Below are 18,120 nucleotides of genomic sequence, written 5' to 3'. Positions count from 1 at the left end.
GCCCAGCCTGGCAGCGTTTCCATAAGACGAATAGCGAATAAAGTGCTGTCTTGATGAAACCAGCAGACCCTCCAGAACAACACGCCAGTGGGAAAGCGCGCTCTGGCCGTCTTCGCGCCGGGGCCCCGCTCCCACAAGGGCAACCGTTTCACTCTTTCCGACTCTGGCCCGGCGCGCTCAGCTCAACATCACCCACAGCGCCGCCATGATCAGCCACACGGCCATGCAGCGCAGCAGCAGGCCCTGCAGGGACTCCAGCGGTGCAATCATTTGATAGAAAGGGGAGCCCACTTCCTGCTCAGGCACATCCATGGCAACTCTTGCGGCGATAGCCGCATGTTTTTCTGCCCCCTGCAGTTTCAGCCAGTGACCGCGCATGTAATCCAGCACCGCTGCAAAATCGCCCACCAGCGCCATGCTGAAGATCATCAGGCGCTGCGCAGGCCAGCTCAACCAATGATCAAGCGTGGTTGCCCAACGGGTATTTTCCCGCTCGGCCCGCTGCGACCAGGAATGGTTAAGAACCACAACAAGCGCCGCAGGCAGGCCAAAGACGACCAGCCAGAAAATGGCCACAAACAGCTGCTGCTCACGACCCAGAATCCGCTCAGCCAGCGCTTGCTGCACGGCAGGTTCCGTCGGATCGCCCTGCACGCCAAATTCATCTTCCGCCAAAGCAGCAAAGCCTTCAGGGTCATTCATGCGGCCGCGCACCAGCAGTTCATCTACCTGCCGAAATTCGCTGTGGCCGCCCAGCAACCAGAGCAGCACCACGCTGCCAAGCAAGAGCCACAGCCACTGCCCCCAGAACCCTTGCAGCCAGCACTCAATGAGGCCTAACAGCACCGCCGGGATGGCAATGGCCAGACACCACAGCAGCAGGCCGTTGCCAAAGCGGCTGGCCAGAATCTGCAACCAGGCATGGTGCCGTTGCCCATTAATCATCCAGTGCGGCCAGTCACTTTCGAGACGACGCAGACCAAGCACCAGTATCAACATCAGAAAGGTCATGCCAGATTCTCCTTGAATGCCGCCAGACTCTTGAAATAGCTGTCCCACTGAAACGCCGGGCCCGGGTCGGTCTTGCGACCCGGGGCGATCTGTTCATGCCCGGTGATTCGCTCTCGGGTAATGGCCGGATAATGCCGTTGCAGCAGCGCCGTCAGCGCTACCAGGGTACGGTACTGGGCACATTCGTAAGGCAGTTGATCGGTGCCTTCCAGCTCTACGCCGATAGAGTAGTCGTTGCAGTTCTCCCTTCCGGCAAAGGCGGAAACGCCGGCATGCCAGGCACGCCGGTCACAGGGGACGAACTGCATCAGCTGGCCGTCGCGCCGGATCAGAAAGTGCGAGGAAACAGTGAGCTGATGCACTTCCTGAAAATAGGGGTGCTTGTCTGGATCGAGACGATTGCAGAACAGGTCTTCGATATAGGGGCCGCCAAACTGACCCGGCGGGAGACTGATGTTATGAATGACCAGAAGGGAAATATCGTCAGGGTCAGGGCGTTCGTTATGATTGGGCGAGGGGCACCATTGCGCCTGCTTCACCCGATGATCTGAGAGGGTCAGCACCCATGCACTCCTTGCAGGATCAGATACAGGGACAGGATTCAGGCTATTAAGGAGAGCCTGCCTGCATACGCCGCAAATCACCAATTACGGCTTCCAGAGCCCGATCAAACAGAGCCCCTTCTTCAATGAGTTTAACAGTCCCCTTGTGAAGGGCAACGGCCAGGCTGTATGCGGAAAATTCCACTACCTTGATACCCCTGCGGTTGGTAAAGACCAACTTGACGCCACTGCGAATATTGGCAGCCAGCTTCGCTCTTCGGCTCTCGTCACCGTCCAGCAATTCCACCCACTGCCCTGCAGACATCTGCGCCGCCTTGCGGACAAGATAATGATCTTCCGGCAACTCAGGATCCTGTTCAGCCACATTCGGCGCCTCCTGCTGCGGCGCCACTTCAACCCGCGCGGTCTCCAGCCCCTTGAGTAATTGCTGATGCACCTCCGCCAACCCGCGCAACAGTTCACCACTTTCATTTTCATCGTAATGAATCTGCGCAAGTCCGGACTGTACGGAATTCAACAGCTTCGGACTGAGCAACTTGAGCTTTTCCAACGCGCCCTGGCTGCTATGCTCCAGCGCACTCCAGACCACCGCATCCACCACCTTCAATCGCTTTTGCCAGGCCAGGCTCTCAGCGCCATCCTTTAGCCAGGTCAGATACATCACCTCGCTCCAGCCCTGGCGTAACAGCTGCACTACCGTCTCCGGCAATCGACGCCCGGCAACACGCTCATCCAGCGCGGTGGTAACAGCCTGGCGCGCCTGCTGGGCGCGCACCTTGCCCTCCTCTGCCTCCCTGACACGTTGCTCCACACGGTCGGAGCGGGAAGACTGGCCGGCCAGGTACTCTTCGAACTCCAACAGCAGGCGGTGAAACAGGCTGGCATCCTCTTCGAAGTCATCAATGATGCGATGCACCGCCTGATTGATGCGTTGATAGAGCTCATCCTGTATCCCTTGCTGTGGATCCCACTGCCCGCCCGCTCTTGCCAGCGTATTCAGCAACAAGCGGGCATCATGGCTCTCATTACTGAAGAAGCTCTTGTCGGTAATCGCCACCTTGAGAAGCGGTATCTGCAAGCGGCCAATCAACGCCTTGATCTCGGATGCCAACCCCTCGTCGTCGAGAATAAAATCAAACAGCATGGTGACCAGATTGATGACGTCATCATCCCCCTGATCCAGGGCATGGATGGCCTGGCCGTGTTCGCTGTCCAGCAAGTCCGAGAGATCCGATTTCAACGAGCCCGTCTGCTCCTCTGCAGGGTTCAGACTTTGCTCAACGCGCTGCAGCCGATTGAGCACCGCCAGCAGGTCATCCGAGCTGACCGGGCGTACCCCGACCGGGTTGGCGATGGGCGCACCATTCATGTGTGGCACGCCGTTATGCATGACCGCCATGGGGGTGTCGTTCTGCCCGGCGGATGGCGCCTCACCGGAACCGCCCTGCAAACCCCGCATGGTCACCAGCAGCTCCTGCAGAAGGCCGAACATCTGGTCATTGCCCTCTGACTGCGCCGGGTGAGGAGTTGCAGCAGGCGAGGCGGGGCCTGTAACAGGGGAAGCGCTGGAACGGGAAAGAGAGCGGCTACCCGGTCTCCTGACCGGCGCTATGGGCGCAGTTTTCATGTCGGGAAGCACTCCCGCCTTGATCAATACGGCATTGGCCTCACTGACCAGAAAACCGGTTTCCGCCATGACTTCCCGCTCGAATAACTTGAGGACGACCAGTCGTGCCTTGATATCCAGAGCGAGTTTGCCAAGCACATCACTGAAGGCCGTCACCAGCTGGCGCGGCTCCAGCGGACTGTTCTTTTCACCCAGCTCGGTGTCGTTCTTGAGCAGGAATTGAAGACGATGATTGAGGACGCGCAGCTGCTCATCACAGCCGTTGCGGGCTCTGCGCGCCATATTATCCAGCGCCACCGAGGTTTCCACCTCGTCCTCATTGACCAGTGTCAGTGAATCCAGATCCACAGCCACATGAGTGGAGGGGCTCGATAACCGGCTCGGACTTGCCAGATTCTGGAACAGGCTTTCCAGCGACTGACGAAACCCGGTCATGATGTCCTGCCTCTGCACCCGAAGTGCACGCATGGCCTCGAAATAGCCATCACGTTCGCTGTCTGTCGCCTTTTCAATAAGGGCATACAGGGCGTCATCCGCACCATCGAGCATGTCGCTGAGATAGTCCACACACAGGGCGACGTGCCGGGAGCGCACCTTCTCAATGGCCTGCGGCAAACGGGCAATGTCTTTTGTTGGGGAGTCGGAGTGCAAATGAGCGACCCTGGACATGACGACACCTGCAGGATTGGCCGTGCAGCTTGTCGCGGCACGGCTCCAGTCTTCTAATGAAAACGACTGTATCATGTATACATGTGTACTGATTTTGAACTAGTTGGCAGTTACACCAAAGAATGAATACGTTTCAGTCGGTACAGCGCCCTTTTCCTGCGCGGCCATTTCCCCTAGCCTAAGTCTTTTCGGGGTGTTGGACGGTGAACATGGAAGCAGCAGTAGCAATTCTTAATCAAATCAGCGGATTTCTGTGGGGCTGGCCAGCCCTGATCCTGATCGCCGGCACCGGCATCTATCTGACCCTGATCCTGCGCTTCCTCCCGCTGCGACAACTGGGTTTTGGTTTCCGTCAGATGTTTGGCCCACAAACCGGCGTGGGCACCATTGGCGCGGGTGCGGCTCTGGCCACATCACTGTCTGCCACCATCGGCACCGGCAACATTGTGGGTGTCGCCACGGCCATCCACTCTGGTGGGCCCGGCGCCCTGGTCTGGATGTGGCTGATCGCGCTGGTGGGCATGGCCACCAAGTACGCCGAAGCCGTACTGGCGGTTCACTACCGTGAGAAAGACCATCTGGGCCAGTATGTCGGTGGCCCCATGTACTACATCCGCAACGGTCTGGGCAAAAACTGGGCCTGGATGGCTATTGTTTTTGCTTTTTTCGGCATGTTTGCCGGCTTCGGCATTGGCAACACCGTGCAGGCCAACTCCGTGGCCCACGGCCTCAATGACAGCTTTGGCCTGCCAACCTGGATTACCGGTGTCGTACTGGCCGTTCTGGTGGGCATGGTCGTACTCGGAGGCATGAAGCGAATCGCCCATGTGGCCACCTTCGTGGTGCCGTTCATGGCGCTGGCCTATCTGCTGGCCGGGCTCGTGGTTCTGGTGGATCACGCCAGCGCTATTCCCGGCGCCCTGGCCCTGTGTTTTGAGAGTGCCTTCACCGGCACCGCTGCCGCAGGTGGTTTTGCTGGTGCTCTGGTCAAGGAAGCCATCCGCTTCGGGGTCGCGCGCGGCATCTTCTCCAATGAAGCCGGCCTTGGCAGCGCACCGATTGCCCATGCTTCTGCCAACACCGATCACCCGGCCAGACAGGGCTCCATCGCCATGCTGGGCACCTTCATTGATACCATCATTGTCTGCTCTATCACCGGGCTGGCGATTGTCTCTACTGGCGTCTGGACCAGCGGCGCCGAAGGGGCCCCACTGTCATCCATGGCTTTTGCCGCCACCTTCGGCGATTTCGGCGATGTCATCGTGGTTTGCGGCCTGGCGATATTTGCTTTCACGACACTGCTGGGCTGGAGCCTGTATAGCGAGCGCTGCACGCAGTTCCTGTTTGGTGAAAAGGCCATCGTGCCATTCAGGATCATCTGGGTTATTGCCATCCCGGTAGGCTCCTACGTGAGCCTGGATTTTGTCTGGGCCATGGCCGACATCATGAACATCCTGATGGCGGTACCCAACCTGATCGCCCTCCTGTTGCTATCCCCCATTGTGGTGATGCTGAGCCGGGAATTCTTCGCCAAACAGAAAGCGGATTAACAGCCGGTACAACCACTGGTATCCTCACGGCCCGCCTCTACAGCAGTAAAGGCGGGCCGTATCGTATCTACCGTCGCAGAATCAGAGAGATAGCACACCATGAGCCAGCCTATGCCCGATTACATCCGTGATGACATCGCCCGGAACGTGGCCTTTGCGCTGGAAGAGGATATCCGCGACGGCGACATCACCGCTCAGCTGATCGACGCCGACAGCACCAGTAGCGCCACCATCATTACCCGCGAGGATGCGGTGATGTGCGGCATCGCCTGGGCTGACGAAGTCTTCCGGCAACTGGGCGATGTGAAACTGGAATGGCACGTGGCCGATGGTGACCGTCTGACCGCGGACACTACCCTCTGCACCCTCAGCGGCAACACCCGACAGATCCTGACCGGTGAGCGAACCGCGCTGAACTTCCTGCAGACCCTCATGGGCACTGCCACCACCGCTCGCCGCTATGCTGATGCAGTCGCCGGCAGCCGAGTCACCATTCTCGACACCCGCAAAACGCTCCCCGGCCTGCGCGCCGGCCAGAAGTATGCCGTCCTCTGCGGCGGCTGCCAGAACCACCGCATCGGACTCTACGATGCCTTCCTGATCAAGGAAAACCATGTGGCGGCGTGTGGTGGCATTACTGCGGCGATTGAGCGAGCACGCGCACTGGCACCGGAGAAGAAGATTATTGTGGAGGTCGAAACGCTGGAGGAGCTGCAGGAAGCAGCCGGGCTAAAGCCGGATCAGATTATGCTGGATAATTTCAGTACGGAAGAGCTGGCAACAGCAGCGGAAATGGAGATTGCTTCCGCGCTGGAGGTATCAGGCAACCTGACCATGGAGAATGCGGCCAGCCTTCCCGGCAACCGGGAATGGTTTTTGTCTTCAGGCGCGCTCACCAAGCACGTTCAGGCCGTGGACCTCTCCCTCAGGATAACATGAAGCCAGCCACCCTGAAGGGAGAAAAGCCCCCCCTCCGAGCGGCTTTACTTCTCGCCCCAACCATCGATGGGGGCGTAGCCTACAGGCAAGCCATCCTCCAAAGAAACAAGGACGATCCAAGTATCTGTCCAACGCGATACGAGAGGCAAATAACCCACCTCCTCCGACCGTAACCCTTGTCCAGAAAACATCTCCTCCAGGTTCTCCCACTCCCTGGTTGTCAATACATCTCGAAGCAACGTGACGGGATGAGCCTCACGTAGAAGATCATCTATTTGAGCCCCATATTCTACCCAGCGGTCTGGACGCAAGGACGGGTGCAGCCCCCTCATAGCCAGACGAATACTCTGCATATACTCAGGATCACTGCCGTCAAGCAGTCTTACTCCCAATAACCGTGGCCCGGCTACACTCAACGTTCGGAGTTCCTCAGGTGCTTTATCAATTTCCTGGTAATCGATTTCAGCGGCGGTTACCACCCGAAACCTGTCGCCCTCATACGCGAGATAAACAGGTCGAGCCTCAAAGACACTGCTCAGTCCGAAGAGCAAGGCAGCACACTGCAAAACCGCAATGACGGTGATATCCCGGACCAGTTCGGCCCTGGGTTTTACCGGATTAAATACAACAAGAGTGAGAAGAGGACCGCAAACAACATCCACCGCAACAAGCAGCAAAAAAAGCTCAGAGCCGCCTGTGATAGTGCTGTAAGGGAAGGGATACCAAAGCCCAAAAACAAGAGCGGCAGCCAGCAAAGCGAGGATTACGCTGACACCAAGATGAAGCATGCCTGCCCGCCCAGCCTGGCGAATACGAGACATTAAAACCATAATCATTATCCAAAAACACAAAAGGGGCGCCGAAGCGCCCCTTTATGCCAAGCCTTTAAGCTTACTTACACTCGGACGGAGCGAAACGGGACAGCAGACCACCGTTTGCAAAGTTAGCGAAGCCGCTACCGTTCACAGAATCAGCAGTGGTACAACGCCATGCTACAGAGGCTGCCGGCGGAACGAAGGAACCTGCAGAAGCGTCAGGCAGCGCGGTACCAATCGGAGCATTCGGAATAAACAACACAGTACCGCCACCAGCGTTGGCAGTGGTGGTTACAGTAATGACGCCGGTTGCGGCATCAATTGCAACGTTATTGACGTTAGCAGTTGCAACAAAAGCGGGGAAACCAGCAGAATAACCATTGGCATCAGCCTGCGGGTTACCACCGGCCAGAACGTCAGCAACTTGAATCTTGGCAGCAGAGGCAGCAGCCAGACCTTCGGCAACACGGGCACGCACGGTGTAATCCTGGTAAGCCGGGATCGCAACAGCTGCCAGAATACCGATGATGGCAACCACGATCATCAGTTCGATAAGGGTGAAACCCTGTTGAATTTGCTTTCTCATTGTGTCTCTCCAAATTTGGCAAATCTTTATAGTGAGCTCACCCCCGGCGAGCAACTGTACGTTACAATGCACACACCGGGCCAACTTTGCTTACAGAGCGAGACCCCAGCATTTTCGGCCTTTGCATGGCTTTCAGTATCACGCCCATCAAGGACAACAGCCTTCACGGTGGCCCCAGACCGTCACCTGGTGACACTCCTTGTCACCCAGCCTCACCCTGATGCGCCCCGAGTGTCAGCATGTGCGTGAATGTTTAAAAAAACACTTCTGTCAAAACACACAAAGAATCTGCGGCAACGCCCTGATTTTTGGATATTCGGGCTTCCCTGATCAGGATGTAATCGGTATGTTACGAATAAAGTGCTGAATCGAGAGCACATACTAATTATAAACAAGCAGAGAGACATGACTGACCGCACCCCCTCTTTCAGTGGCTTGCCGCACCGATTGATCCAGAAAGGCCTGATCAGCCCTGAAGATGCTCAAAAAGCCCTTCAGGAGGCCCGCGCGGAGAAAACCAGTCTGGTTCATCAGCTGGTTGCCCGAAACTCTATTTCGGCCCAGGCGCTTGCGCTGACCGTGGCAGAGGAGTTCGGCGACCCTATTCTGGATCTCAATACCTTCCAGCGGGACAGCCTGATCAGGGATCTGGTCGACCCCAAACTGATCACCAAACATCATGTTCTTCCCCTGTTTCGTCGCGGCAGCCGGCTTTTTGTTGCTGTATCTGACCCAACTAACCTGCCCGCACTGGAAGAGATTCGCTTTAACACAGGCCTGAATATCGAAACGGTCATTGTTGAAGAGGACAAACTGACTCGCTGGATAGACAACCTTGAGTCCGAATCCGATGACAGCGCCTTCGATGACCTGGATGATGGTCTCGAGAATTTGCAGACCAGCGATGGCAGTGAAGCCAAGGAAGAAACGTCTGCAGGCTCCGATGATGCTCCCATTGTCCGCTTTGTAAATAAGTTACTGCTTGATGCCATCAAGGGCGGCGCCTCTGATTTGCATTTTGAGCCCTATGAGAAAACTTACCGGGTTCGTTTTCGTCAGGACGGCATACTACAAACCGTCTCCAAACCCCCGGTGAATACGGCCAGCAAGATTTCCGCCCGCATCAAGGTCATGGCACGGCTGGACATTTCCGAGCGGCGCGTTCCCCAGGATGGCCGGATCAAGCTGAAAATATCCAAGACCCGGGCCATCGATTTCCGGGTCAATACTTGCCCCACCCTGTTTGGCGAAAAAATCGTACTGCGTATCCTTGATCCCGAATCTGCCAAGATGGGCATTGATGCGCTTGGCTATGAGGACGAGCAAAAGCAGCTTTATATGGAGGCTCTGCACAGGCCTCAGGGAATGATTTTGGTAACAGGCCCTACGGGATCAGGCAAAACCGTATCGCTTTACACCGGGGTGAATATTCTCAATACGCCTGAACGGAACATTTCCACGGCGGAAGACCCTGTTGAAATTAACCTTGAAGGGATCAACCAGGTTAACGTAAACCCCAAACAGGGCATGGACTTTTCAGCTGCACTGAGAGCCTTCCTCCGTCAGGATCCTGATATTATTCTCGTCGGGGAAATTCGGGACCTGGAAACCGCCAATATCGCCATCAAGGCCGCCCAGACCGGGCACTTGGTACTATCCACACTGCACACCAACAGCGCGCCAGAGACTCTTACTCGTCTGCGTAACATGGGAGTCCCCTCGTTTAACATTGCAACTTCGGTACTCCTGATCATTGCTCAACGATTAGCTCGCCGACTTTGTGAGCACTGCAAAACTCCTGTGGATGTCCCCAATCAGTCTCTGCTTGAGATGGGATTCACGGAAGAAGACATACAGTCAGGTTTTACTGTTTATGGGCCTGAGGGCTGCGACAAGTGCAAAAACGGTTATAAAGGTCGCTTGGGCGTTTACGAAGTCGTCAAGATTACAGACGGAATTGCCAGAATCATCATGGAAGAAGGCAACTCCATTCAGATTGGTGACCAGTGCAGAAAGGAAGGATTCAATGACCTTCATCGTTCAGGCTTGGTAAAAGTCATGCAAGGCCTCACCAGCCTGGAAGAAGTTAACCGTGTTACCAGCGGACATTAATTATGGCTACAAAAGCAGCAGAACAAAAAACCGTCACCTTTATTTATGAAGGGGTGGACCGCAAGGGGGCCAAAGTCAAAGGGGAGGCAACTGGAAAAGCGCCATCCATCGTGAAGGCTGAGCTCCGAAAACAAGGCATCAACGCCAAAAAGGTGGTTCGAAAACGAGAAATCAATATTGGCGGCAAGAAAAAAATTAAGCCAATGGATATTGCCATCTTCACTAGACAGATGGCCACCATGATGAAAGCCGGCGTTCCTCTTGTTCAGTCCTTTGAAATTGTTGCCGATGGCCTAGAAAATCCTACCATGAAGGAGCTGATTCTTAATATCAAAACGGAAGTGGAAGGGGGTAACAATTTTGCTGGAGCTCTTAGTAAGCATCCTTTGTACTTTGACGACCTCTACTGCAGCCTGATTGACGCAGGTGAGCAATCGGGCTCACTGGAAACCATGTTAGACAGGGTGGCTCTGTACAAAGAAAAAAGTGAAGCCTTGAAGCAAAAAATTCGAAAAGCACTCAAATACCCGCTAACCGTTATCTTTGTTGCCATTATTGTTACAGCCATCCTGCTAGTAAAAGTAGTGCCTACATTTCAGGAACTGTTTGAAGGTTTTGGTGCTGAACTACCAGCGTTTACCCAGTTTGTGATCAATCTATCCGAGGCCTTACAAGCTAATTTCTTAACGATAGTCCTAGCAATTATTGGTATCTCTATTGGCTTTAGCGAGACACGAAAACGCTCTCAGGCATTTAGAAACGCTATTGATCGTATTCTGTTAAAACTCCCCATCGTCGGAGACATCACATTCAAAGCCACAGTGGCACGCTATGCCCGAACCCTGTCAACCACCTTTTCTGCGGGTGTCCCGTTAATCGATGCCCTTGATGCCTGCGCAGGAGCTACCGGCAATATTGTTTACAGAACCGCTGTTCTGCAGGTTAAAGAAGACGTGTCTACAGGGCAGCAGCTCCAGTTTGCCATGAGATCTACAGGAGTATTCCCAGCCATGGCTCTCCAAATGACCGCCATTGGTGAAGAGTCTGGCGCACTGGATGCTATGCTGGAAAAAGTCGCTATCTATTACGAGGATGAGGTAGATGCCTCGGTTGATGGCCTCACCAGCATGATGGAGCCCCTCATCATGGCTGTTCTGGGTGTACTCATTGGCGGCCTGATTGTCGCCATGTACCTACCCATCTTCCAACTCGGCCAGGTCGTATAAAGCAATAATGACGTTTCTACTTTCCACAAACCCAACCTTTTTGGTTGGGTTTTGCATTTTTCTGGGCCTGCTTGTAGGCAGCTTTCTGAATGTAGTGATCTACCGGCTGCCGGAAATGATGCAGCGAGAGTGGCGTGCGGAGGCCCGTGAAATTCTTGAGTTACCGGAAGAAGCCGCTCAACCGGTCTTCAATCTGGTCACACCACGCTCCCGCTGCCCCAAGTGCGGCCATGCCATTGCCTGGTACGAGAATGTGCCGGTGATTAGCTGGCTGGTGCTGGGCGGCAAGTGCAAGGACTGCAAGACACCGATCAGCAAGCGCTACCCTTTGATTGAAATCCTCAGCGGTGTGCTGGCCGGCATTTGCGCCTGGCACTTTGGCTATGGCGGCTGGCTGGTGTTTACCCTGTTTGCCACCTGGCTGCTGCTGGCTGCTGCCATGATTGATGCCGATACCACGCTCCTTCCGGACTCCATGACGTTACTGCTGCTCTGGGCCGGCCTGTTGGCGGCTCTGCTCGGCGTATCACCCGTATCACTACAGGATGCAGTGATCGGTGCCATGGCAGGCTATATATCGCTCTGGAGCGTGTATTGGCTGTTCAAGCTGATGACCGGCAAGGAAGGTATGGGCTTTGGTGATTTCAAGCTGCTGGCCGCACTGGGGGCCTTTGTCGGCTGGCAATACCTGCCACTGATCATCCTGCTCTCTTCGGTGGTTGGGCTGGTATTCGCGGTGGGCGGCATGCTGTTTGGCGGAGAAAAACGCGTACAGATCCCCTTCGGCCCCTACCTGGCCACCGCCGGGTGGATCGCGCTACTGTGGGGCGACACCATCGTCACGTCGTACCTGGGAATGTACAAACTCTAATTCACACTGACATTGCTTCAGAAATAACGCGGGTATTTCAGAACCCACCGCGTGCTGCATGATGCGTGTTGGTTGCAAGCGGGATTCATCATGTTTGTTGTAGGACTAACTGGCGGTATTGGAAGTGGCAAGACTGCAGCCACTGATTATCTGGCTCGGCTCGGCATCACCATTGTGGATGCCGATCTAGCCTCCCGCGTGGTGGTAGAACCAGGCAAGCCCGCCCTGAAGGCCATTGCTGAGCGTTTTGGCGACCATGTGATTGCCGAAGACGGTACGCTCGACCGCCGCGCGCTCCGGGAAATCGTATTTGCCGACCCCGCTGCCCTCAAGGAATTGGAGGGCATCACACACCCGGCCATCGGTCAGGAGTTACGCACGCAAATCGCCGCCAGCCAGTCGCCCTATACCGTACTGGTCTCCCCCCTGCTGTTTGAAACCAGTCAGAAAGAGCTGGTGAATCGCACCCTGGTGATTGACGCTCCCGCTGAGCTGCAGGTGAAGCGCACCATGGCCCGGGATCATGTCCCCGAGGAACAGGTCGCCGCGATAATGAAAGCGCAGCTGGAGCGCTCCAGACGTCTGGATCAGGCCGATGACGTGGTAGAAAATCACGGCTCACTGGACAAGCTTCATGAAAAGCTGGATATGCTTCACAGGTACTACCTGGAGCTGGCAGACAATCATGCCTAGTGACGTCTGACGTCTGACTTCAAAAACGGTAAGATCTCGCTCAAGCCGTCTTTCTTTAACTATCCACTGAGCCCAATGACCGACAACACCACTCAAACCTACCCCTGCCCACAATGCAAAAGCCTGACTCGCTGGGACAACAATCCCTGGCGGCCGTTTTGCTGTGAGCGCTGCAAATTGATTGATCTGGGCGACTGGGCAGCAGAACGCCATGCGATTCCCGGCGATCCGGAAGCACCGGGCGTGGACTTCGAGGAATAGGCTCTGCTCTCTCACCACTCGCCCCTCCGCAGGAACCTGCTTGCAGAGGCGAACCGGGCCTAAGCGAGGCTCTGTAGGAGAGCCAGCCAAATTGTTGGCCGAATGGGGCCTGGACCGTTCTGCAGAGGCAGTGCCAACCTCACAGCCCTTCGGTCAGCAAGTGGGCTTATTCGCGGCGCTCACCCCTTCGGGGCCGCACTCCGTGCGTTACTCCGCTGCGCTACGTTCTACGGAGAAAGGAGTGGCCAAAAGGCGCGAATGCCTGCCACACCCACCGCACCATGCTCCCGGGCACGACCAATGTCCTCCGGCCCCACCCCTCCCAGCATGTAACAGGTCAATGGCAAACCCGTAGCCCACTGACCGGCTTTTTCCCAGCCGAGCGGAGCCTGATCCGGATGGGTGGCGGTGGGGTTTACCGGGGACAACAGTGCGCTCTCCAGGCCCAGCGACACGGCTTTATCCAGTGCCTGTTGATCATGGCAGGCCGCGCTAACCACACCGGCGAAATCCGGACGAGTATCACAGTCCAGCAGTACCGTCTCGGGAAGATGCAACCCGAACACGCCAGCGGGAATCCCTCCAGCCACCCCCTGCGGAGAGTCCGCCCGCAGCCAGACTTTAAGACCCTGGGCCGCACAGGCCTCAAGCAGAGCGTCTCTGGCTGGGTGATGACTCCAGCTACGCAGGTACAGACCTGTTCTGATCGGATCCAGCCGCTTGATGCCGTCCAGCAATTGCTCCAGCGAAAAGGCATCAGGAGCAATGGCCAGCAAGGGAGGCAGCGTAATCGCCGTCACTACAGGTTGATTGGCAGCAGGAAACGTCAGGCCCGGCAGCTCATCAATGGTGAACCAGCTTACCTGTTGTCCTTCACGGCCTGCCGGCACGCCTCGCCATGCGGTGACATCACGAAAATGCAGGGTGACATGCAGGTCGGGATACTGGTGCGCGATGGTCATGAAAGGAGAGGACACAGAGTCCTCCATGCCCAGCTCTTCATGAAGTTCACGGGTCAGTGCGTCAGCAAGTCGCTCCCCACCTTCCACCTTGCCGCCAGGAAACTCCCAACGCCCGCCCTGATGCTTGTTGTCCGGCCGCTTGCTGAGACAGATGCGTCCGTCTTCCCCGCGTATGATGGCGGCGACAACGGTAATGGCGGGGGTGGATTCGGTAGTCATGGGAGGCCTTGCTCTATATTGGTTCTGCTTTGACAGTTACCCACCGCAGCGGACGGCGAGGAAAGCCACAGGTTTCGAGTTTCGAGTTTCGAGTTTCGAAAAGCAGAACCCGCTTTTGCCTTTCGACACTCGCAACTCGCCACTCATTTTGCCTTGCCTCATCCGGAATCTCTTGCAGGCAGGCTCCTACAGCATTGGGCGTCAAGCTTCTGGCGTCAGGCGTGAGCTTACGTCCTGTATTCCGCGTTGATCTTCACATAGTCGTAGCTGAAGTCGCAGGTCCATACCGTGCACTCACCATCACCGCAAGCGAGATCAGCACGAATGGTGATTTCGGACTCGGCCATCACTGCGGCGCCGGCGGCTTCCCGATAGCTCTCGGCCACGCCACCCTGCTCCACCAGCAGCACATCGCCCAGCCACAGGCTCACCTTGTCCACATCCAGCTCAGCAATGGGCGCGCGGCCAATGGCGCCCAGGATTCGACCCCAGTTAGGGTCCGACGCAAACAGTGCGGTTTTCACCAAAGGAGAGTGTGCAATGGTTTCCGCAACGACACGGGCATCCGCATCGGAAGCGGCACCAGTAATGGCGATTTCTACAAACTTGGTGGCACCTTCACCATCACGCACCAGCGCCTGAGCCAGCTCTACGAACACCGCTTTCAGGGCGTCGTACAGAACCTGACTCTGCTCATCCAAGGCAGTAATTTCTGCCATCTGAGCCTGAGCCGTGCTGATCAACATGCAGGCATCATTGGTAGAGGTATCACCATCCACTGTGACACGGTTGAAAGACAGATCTGCCAACGATTTCACCCACTGATCCAGCAATGGCTTGGCGATTGGCGCATCGGTAGCGATGTAACCCAGCATGGTGGCCATATTCGGCTTGATCATGCCCGAGCCCTTGGACATGCCGGTAATCGTCACCGGCACCCCACCCATTTCCACACGACGACTTGCCAGCTTCGGATAGGTATCGGTGGTCATGATCCCTTCCGATGCCCGCCCCCAGTGATGCTCATCCAGCTCCCCCAACGCGACGGGGATACCTTTTGCAAAGGCCTCAAGTGGAAACTGCTCGCCAATAACACCAGTGGAATAAGGCAGGATTTCCTCTTCGCGACAGCCGGTCGCTTCCGCCAGCATCTTGCAGCTGGCAAGGCAATTTTCCAGGCCTTTCTTACCGGTGCCCGCATTGGCATAACCGGTGTTGATCATCAGGTATTTCGGGGTAGCTTTCGCCAGCCGCGCCTTGGCCACCTGGACCGGGGCGGCGCAGAAACGGTTCAGCGTAAACACGCCGCTGACACGAGCCTCATCAGCCAGCTCCAGTATCACCAGATCCTTACGATTGGCTTTCTTGATACCCGCTTCCACGGCGGCGAGCCGGAGTCCGGGAACAGGCAACCACTCTGTTTGCGTCATAACCATTTCCTTGAAAAATCAGCTACAAGCCTCAAGCCGCAAGCTACAAGCCCAAACAAAGAAAGCACCGGCTCAGCCGGTGCTCTGATTTTCCTTGCTGCTTGTAGCTTGTAGCTTGGGACTGGTTTATTCAATCTTGCCGTGGCACTGCTTGTACTTTTTCCCTGAACCACACGGGCAGGGCTCGTTACGGCCCACCTTGCGGCCTTCACGAACCACCGTTCCAGACTGCTGGGCTCCGCCCTCTTGTCCTGTAGCAGATTCGGTACCGGGCTCGGCGGCCGCCTGCATCTTCATTTTCTCAGCCTGACGACGAGCTTCTTCCTGGCGCTGCTGCTCGAGGCGCTCCAGTTCATCGTCACGACGCACCTGGAAACTATGCAACACCCGGATCAGTTCATGCTGGATCTGATTGAGCAGGGTCTGGAAAAGCTCGAAAGCTTCCTTCTTGTATTCCTGCTTCGGATTCTTTTGCGCGTAACCGCGCAAATGAATCCCCTGACGGAGATGATCCATGCTGGCCAGGTGCTCTTTCCAGTGGCGATCCAGGATCTGCAGCATCAAATGCTTCTCGATTCGGCGAAGATCTTCAGCACCGATCTCGGCTTCCTTGCGCTGGTATTCCTCTTCCATGTGCTCAACCAGCTTTTCAACCACGCCATCGATATGCAGCTGACTGTCTTCATTCAGCCACTGGCCAACGGCCGCCTTGCACTGGAATTCGGCATCCAAGGTTTTCTCCAGCCCCGGCACGTCCCACTGGTCTTCCACGGAGCCCGGAGCCATGTAGCTGTGGACCACTTCCTGGATGACATCAAAGCGGATGCCCTTCACCGAATTGGTCAGGTCATCGGTTTCCAGAATCTGGTCACGCTGATTGTAGATGACCTGTCGTTGGTCATTGGCCACATCATCGTATTCCAGCAAATTCTTGCGGATATCAAAGTTGCGACCTTCCACTTTGCGCTGGGCATTTTCAATGGCGCGCGTTACCCAGCGGTGCTCAATGGCCTCTCCGTCTTCGAGCCCGAGGGAGCGCATCATGTTACGAATCCGGTCGGAGGCGAAGATGCGCATCAGGTCATCTTCCATGGACAGGAAGAAGCGGGTGTAACCCGGGTCCCCCTGACGACCCGCTCGACCACGCAGCTGATTGTCGATGCGGCGGGATTCATGGCGCTCACTACCGATAATGTGCAAGCCGCCAGCTTCCATCACCTTGTCATGGTTGGCCTGCCATTCCGCGCGAATCTTTTCCGCCTCGGCCTCGGATGGCTCATCCATGTGCTTGATCTGCTCTTCCGGATTACCACCCAACATGATGTCAGTACCACGGCCCGCCATGTTGGTGGCAATGGTCACTGCACCGGGACGACCCGCCTGGGCAATAATCTGTGCTTCACGCTGGTGGAACTTGGCATTAAGTACTTCGTGATGGATCTTGTCCTGCTTGAGACGCTTGGACAGATATTCAGACGCTTCAATGGTCGCCGTACCCACCAGAACCGGCGCGCCCTTTTCTACCGCTGCCTTGACCTCTTCAACAATGGCATCGAATTTTTCCTGCAGGCTCAGATAGACCAGATCGTTGGCGTCGACCCGCACCATGGGGCGGTTGGTGGGGATCACCACCACATCCATGCCATAGATCTGGCGGAATTCCATTGCCTCGGTGTCCGCGGTCCCGGTCATGCCAGACAGCTTGTTGTAAAGGCGGAAGTAGTTTTGGAACGTGGTGGATGCCAGGGTCTGGTTTTCCTGCTGGATGTTTACCCCTTCCTTGGCTTCGATGGCCTGGTGAATCCCCTCGGACCAGCGACGCCCCGGCATGGTACGACCAGTGTGTTCGTCCACGATCACAATCTGACCGCCCTGAACGATGTAATCACGATCGACGTGGAAAAGCGCGTGCGCCTTGAGCGCCGCATGCACGTGATGGAGCAACGTCAGGTTGTGGGCGGCATACAGGCTCTCGCCTTCATCAAGAATGCCATTGCTGACCAGCAGGCCTTCAATTTTCTGGTGACCTCCTTCCGTGAGTTCAACCTGGCGCTGCTTTTCATCTACAAAGAAGTCACCTTCTTCATCGCTTTCCTCTACCTGTTTCTTGAGGTTGGGCATCAGTTTGTTGATGGCCATGTACAACTCAGAGGAATCCGCAGCCGGGCCGGAGATGATCAACGGGGTACGAGCTTCATCGATGAGAATGGAATCCACCTCATCGACCACCGCGTAATTAAGGCCACGCTGTACCCGGTCTTCCAGGCGGAAGGCCATGTTGTCGCGCAGGTAATCAAAACCGTATTCGTTGTTGGTGCCGTAAGTAATGTCCGCAGCATAGGCGGCACGCTTCTGCTCTGACGGCTGCTGGGACAGGATGATGCCCACGCTCAGGCCGAGGAATTCGTACAGGGGGCGCATCCAGTTGGCATCACGCTCAGCCAGATAGTCGTTCACCGTCACCACATGCACCCCCTCACCGGACAGCGCATTGAGGTAAACAGGCAAGGTGGCGGTCAGGGTTTTACCCTCACCGGTACGCATCTCGGAAATACGGCCTTCATGGAGCGAAATACCGCCCATCAT

The 18,120-nt window shown here is 56.2% G+C and carries 15 protein-coding genes; 7 read left to right on the top strand and 8 right to left on the bottom strand.

Annotation, left to right across the window (positions count from 1 at the left end):
- Positions 1-177: 177 nt before the first annotated feature.
- From ampE to GFN93_RS14550, 3 genes are read right to left on the bottom strand one after another with little or no spacing between them, the layout of a single operon-like run.
- Positions 178-1,011 carry a regulatory signaling modulator protein AmpE gene (gene ampE / locus GFN93_RS14560; protein ID WP_153502054.1) on the bottom strand — a complete coding sequence of 278 codons (834 nt, stop codon included), beginning with the start codon at positions 1,009-1,011 and terminating at the stop codon, positions 178-180.
- Positions 1,008-1,574, bottom strand: coding sequence for a 1,6-anhydro-N-acetylmuramyl-L-alanine amidase AmpD (gene ampD / locus GFN93_RS14555; protein ID WP_328594739.1), 567 nt, complete (start codon positions 1,572-1,574; stop codon positions 1,008-1,010). The genes ampE and ampD overlap by 4 nt, the downstream gene beginning before the upstream one ends.
- 46 nt (positions 1,575-1,620) lie before the next feature.
- Positions 1,621-3,870 (bottom strand): DUF1631 domain-containing protein, encoded by a 2,250-nt coding sequence (locus tag GFN93_RS14550; RefSeq protein ID WP_153502053.1) that lies wholly within the window; start codon positions 3,868-3,870, stop codon positions 1,621-1,623.
- Positions 3,871-4,079: 209 nt separating this feature from the next.
- Here GFN93_RS14550 and GFN93_RS14545 point away from each other — a divergent pair, with 209 nt between their 5' ends.
- Complete coding sequence (locus GFN93_RS14545; RefSeq protein WP_153502052.1) at positions 4,080-5,420, top strand: alanine/glycine:cation symporter family protein; 1,341 nt, start codon at positions 4,080-4,082, stop codon at positions 5,418-5,420.
- 99 nt (positions 5,421-5,519) lie between these two features.
- A complete protein-coding gene (nadC, locus tag GFN93_RS14540) occupies positions 5,520-6,359 on the top strand; it encodes a carboxylating nicotinate-nucleotide diphosphorylase (protein WP_153502051.1) in 840 nt (279 codons plus the stop codon).
- A gap of 44 nt (positions 6,360-6,403) precedes the next feature.
- Here the strand turns inward: nadC and tfpZ are convergent, their stop codons facing one another.
- The gene (gene tfpZ / locus GFN93_RS14535; protein WP_153502050.1) at positions 6,404-7,180 is read right to left on the bottom strand and encodes a TfpX/TfpZ family type IV pilin accessory protein; all 777 of its coding nucleotides are present in this window, start codon (positions 7,178-7,180) and stop codon (positions 6,404-6,406) included.
- Between the two features lie 70 nt (positions 7,181-7,250).
- Positions 7,251-7,760: a pilin gene (locus GFN93_RS14530; protein ID WP_153502049.1), complete on the bottom strand. Its 510-nt coding sequence runs from the start codon at positions 7,758-7,760 to the stop codon at positions 7,251-7,253.
- A gap of 405 nt (positions 7,761-8,165) precedes the next feature.
- On the opposite strand from GFN93_RS14530, the gene pilB reads away from it, so the two are divergent.
- From pilB to GFN93_RS14505, 5 genes are all read left to right on the top strand, one after another.
- On the top strand, positions 8,166-9,872 hold the full coding sequence (pilB, locus tag GFN93_RS14525; protein ID WP_153502048.1) for a type IV-A pilus assembly ATPase PilB: 1,707 nt from the start codon (positions 8,166-8,168) through the stop codon (positions 9,870-9,872).
- Positions 9,873-9,874: 2 nt separating this feature from the next.
- A complete protein-coding gene (locus GFN93_RS14520; RefSeq protein WP_153502047.1) occupies positions 9,875-11,098 on the top strand; it encodes a type II secretion system F family protein in 1,224 nt (407 codons plus the stop codon).
- Between the two features lie 7 nt (positions 11,099-11,105).
- On the top strand, positions 11,106-11,969 hold the full coding sequence (locus GFN93_RS14515) for a prepilin peptidase (protein WP_153502046.1): 864 nt from the start codon (positions 11,106-11,108) through the stop codon (positions 11,967-11,969).
- A gap of 90 nt (positions 11,970-12,059) precedes the next feature.
- Complete coding sequence (gene coaE / locus GFN93_RS14510; RefSeq protein WP_153502045.1) at positions 12,060-12,662, top strand: dephospho-CoA kinase; 603 nt, start codon at positions 12,060-12,062, stop codon at positions 12,660-12,662.
- 75 nt (positions 12,663-12,737) lie between these two features.
- Positions 12,738-12,923 (top strand): DNA gyrase inhibitor YacG, encoded by a 186-nt coding sequence (locus tag GFN93_RS14505; RefSeq protein WP_153502044.1) that lies wholly within the window; start codon positions 12,738-12,740, stop codon positions 12,921-12,923.
- A 227-nt stretch (positions 12,924-13,150) separates the two neighbouring features.
- On the opposite strand, the gene GFN93_RS14500 is transcribed toward GFN93_RS14505, so the two are convergent.
- The 3 genes from GFN93_RS14500 to secA all read right to left on the bottom strand — a co-directional run.
- A complete protein-coding gene (locus GFN93_RS14500; RefSeq protein ID WP_153502043.1) occupies positions 13,151-14,104 on the bottom strand; it encodes a Nudix family hydrolase in 954 nt (317 codons plus the stop codon).
- A gap of 227 nt (positions 14,105-14,331) precedes the next feature.
- Positions 14,332-15,534: a bifunctional glutamate N-acetyltransferase/amino-acid acetyltransferase ArgJ gene (argJ, locus tag GFN93_RS14495; RefSeq protein WP_153502042.1), complete on the bottom strand. Its 1,203-nt coding sequence runs from the start codon at positions 15,532-15,534 to the stop codon at positions 14,332-14,334.
- Positions 15,535-15,660: 126 nt separating this feature from the next.
- The coding region (gene secA, locus GFN93_RS14490; RefSeq protein WP_153502041.1) for a preprotein translocase subunit SecA at positions 15,661-18,120 on the bottom strand (2,460 nt) is incomplete at its 5' end.

It is taken from the genome of Alcanivorax sediminis (assembly GCF_009601165.1).
In the GTDB taxonomy this organism is placed as follows: Bacteria; Pseudomonadota; Gammaproteobacteria; order Pseudomonadales; family Alcanivoracaceae; genus Alcanivorax; species Alcanivorax sediminis.
This window is presented reverse-complemented; position numbering and strand designations above follow the sequence as displayed.

What these genes read in the sequence shown, in the direction of transcription:
- ampE (WP_153502054.1), bottom strand. Translation starts at nt 1,011, where the DNA reads ATGACCTTTCTGATGTTGATACTGGTGCTTGGTCTGCGTCGTCTCGAA.
- GFN93_RS14550 (WP_153502053.1), bottom strand. Translation starts at nt 3,870, where the DNA reads ATGTCCAGGGTCGCTCATTTGCACTCCGACTCCCCAACAAAAGACATT.
- GFN93_RS14545 (WP_153502052.1), top strand. Translation starts at nt 4,080, where the DNA reads ATGGAAGCAGCAGTAGCAATTCTTAATCAAATCAGCGGATTTCTGTGG.
- nadC (WP_153502051.1), top strand. Translation starts at nt 5,520, where the DNA reads ATGAGCCAGCCTATGCCCGATTACATCCGTGATGACATCGCCCGGAAC.
- tfpZ (WP_153502050.1), bottom strand. Translation starts at nt 7,180, where the DNA reads ATGTCTCGTATTCGCCAGGCTGGGCGGGCAGGCATGCTTCATCTTGGT.
- GFN93_RS14530 (WP_153502049.1), bottom strand. Translation starts at nt 7,760, where the DNA reads ATGAGAAAGCAAATTCAACAGGGTTTCACCCTTATCGAACTGATGATC.
- pilB (WP_153502048.1), top strand. Translation starts at nt 8,166, where the DNA reads ATGACTGACCGCACCCCCTCTTTCAGTGGCTTGCCGCACCGATTGATC.
- GFN93_RS14520 (WP_153502047.1), top strand. Translation starts at nt 9,875, where the DNA reads ATGGCTACAAAAGCAGCAGAACAAAAAACCGTCACCTTTATTTATGAA.
- GFN93_RS14515 (WP_153502046.1), top strand. Translation starts at nt 11,106, where the DNA reads ATGACGTTTCTACTTTCCACAAACCCAACCTTTTTGGTTGGGTTTTGC.
- coaE (WP_153502045.1), top strand. Translation starts at nt 12,060, where the DNA reads ATGTTTGTTGTAGGACTAACTGGCGGTATTGGAAGTGGCAAGACTGCA.
- GFN93_RS14505 (WP_153502044.1), top strand. Translation starts at nt 12,738, where the DNA reads ATGACCGACAACACCACTCAAACCTACCCCTGCCCACAATGCAAAAGC.
- GFN93_RS14500 (WP_153502043.1), bottom strand. Translation starts at nt 14,104, where the DNA reads ATGACTACCGAATCCACCCCCGCCATTACCGTTGTCGCCGCCATCATA.
- argJ (WP_153502042.1), bottom strand. Translation starts at nt 15,534, where the DNA reads ATGACGCAAACAGAGTGGTTGCCTGTTCCCGGACTCCGGCTCGCCGCC.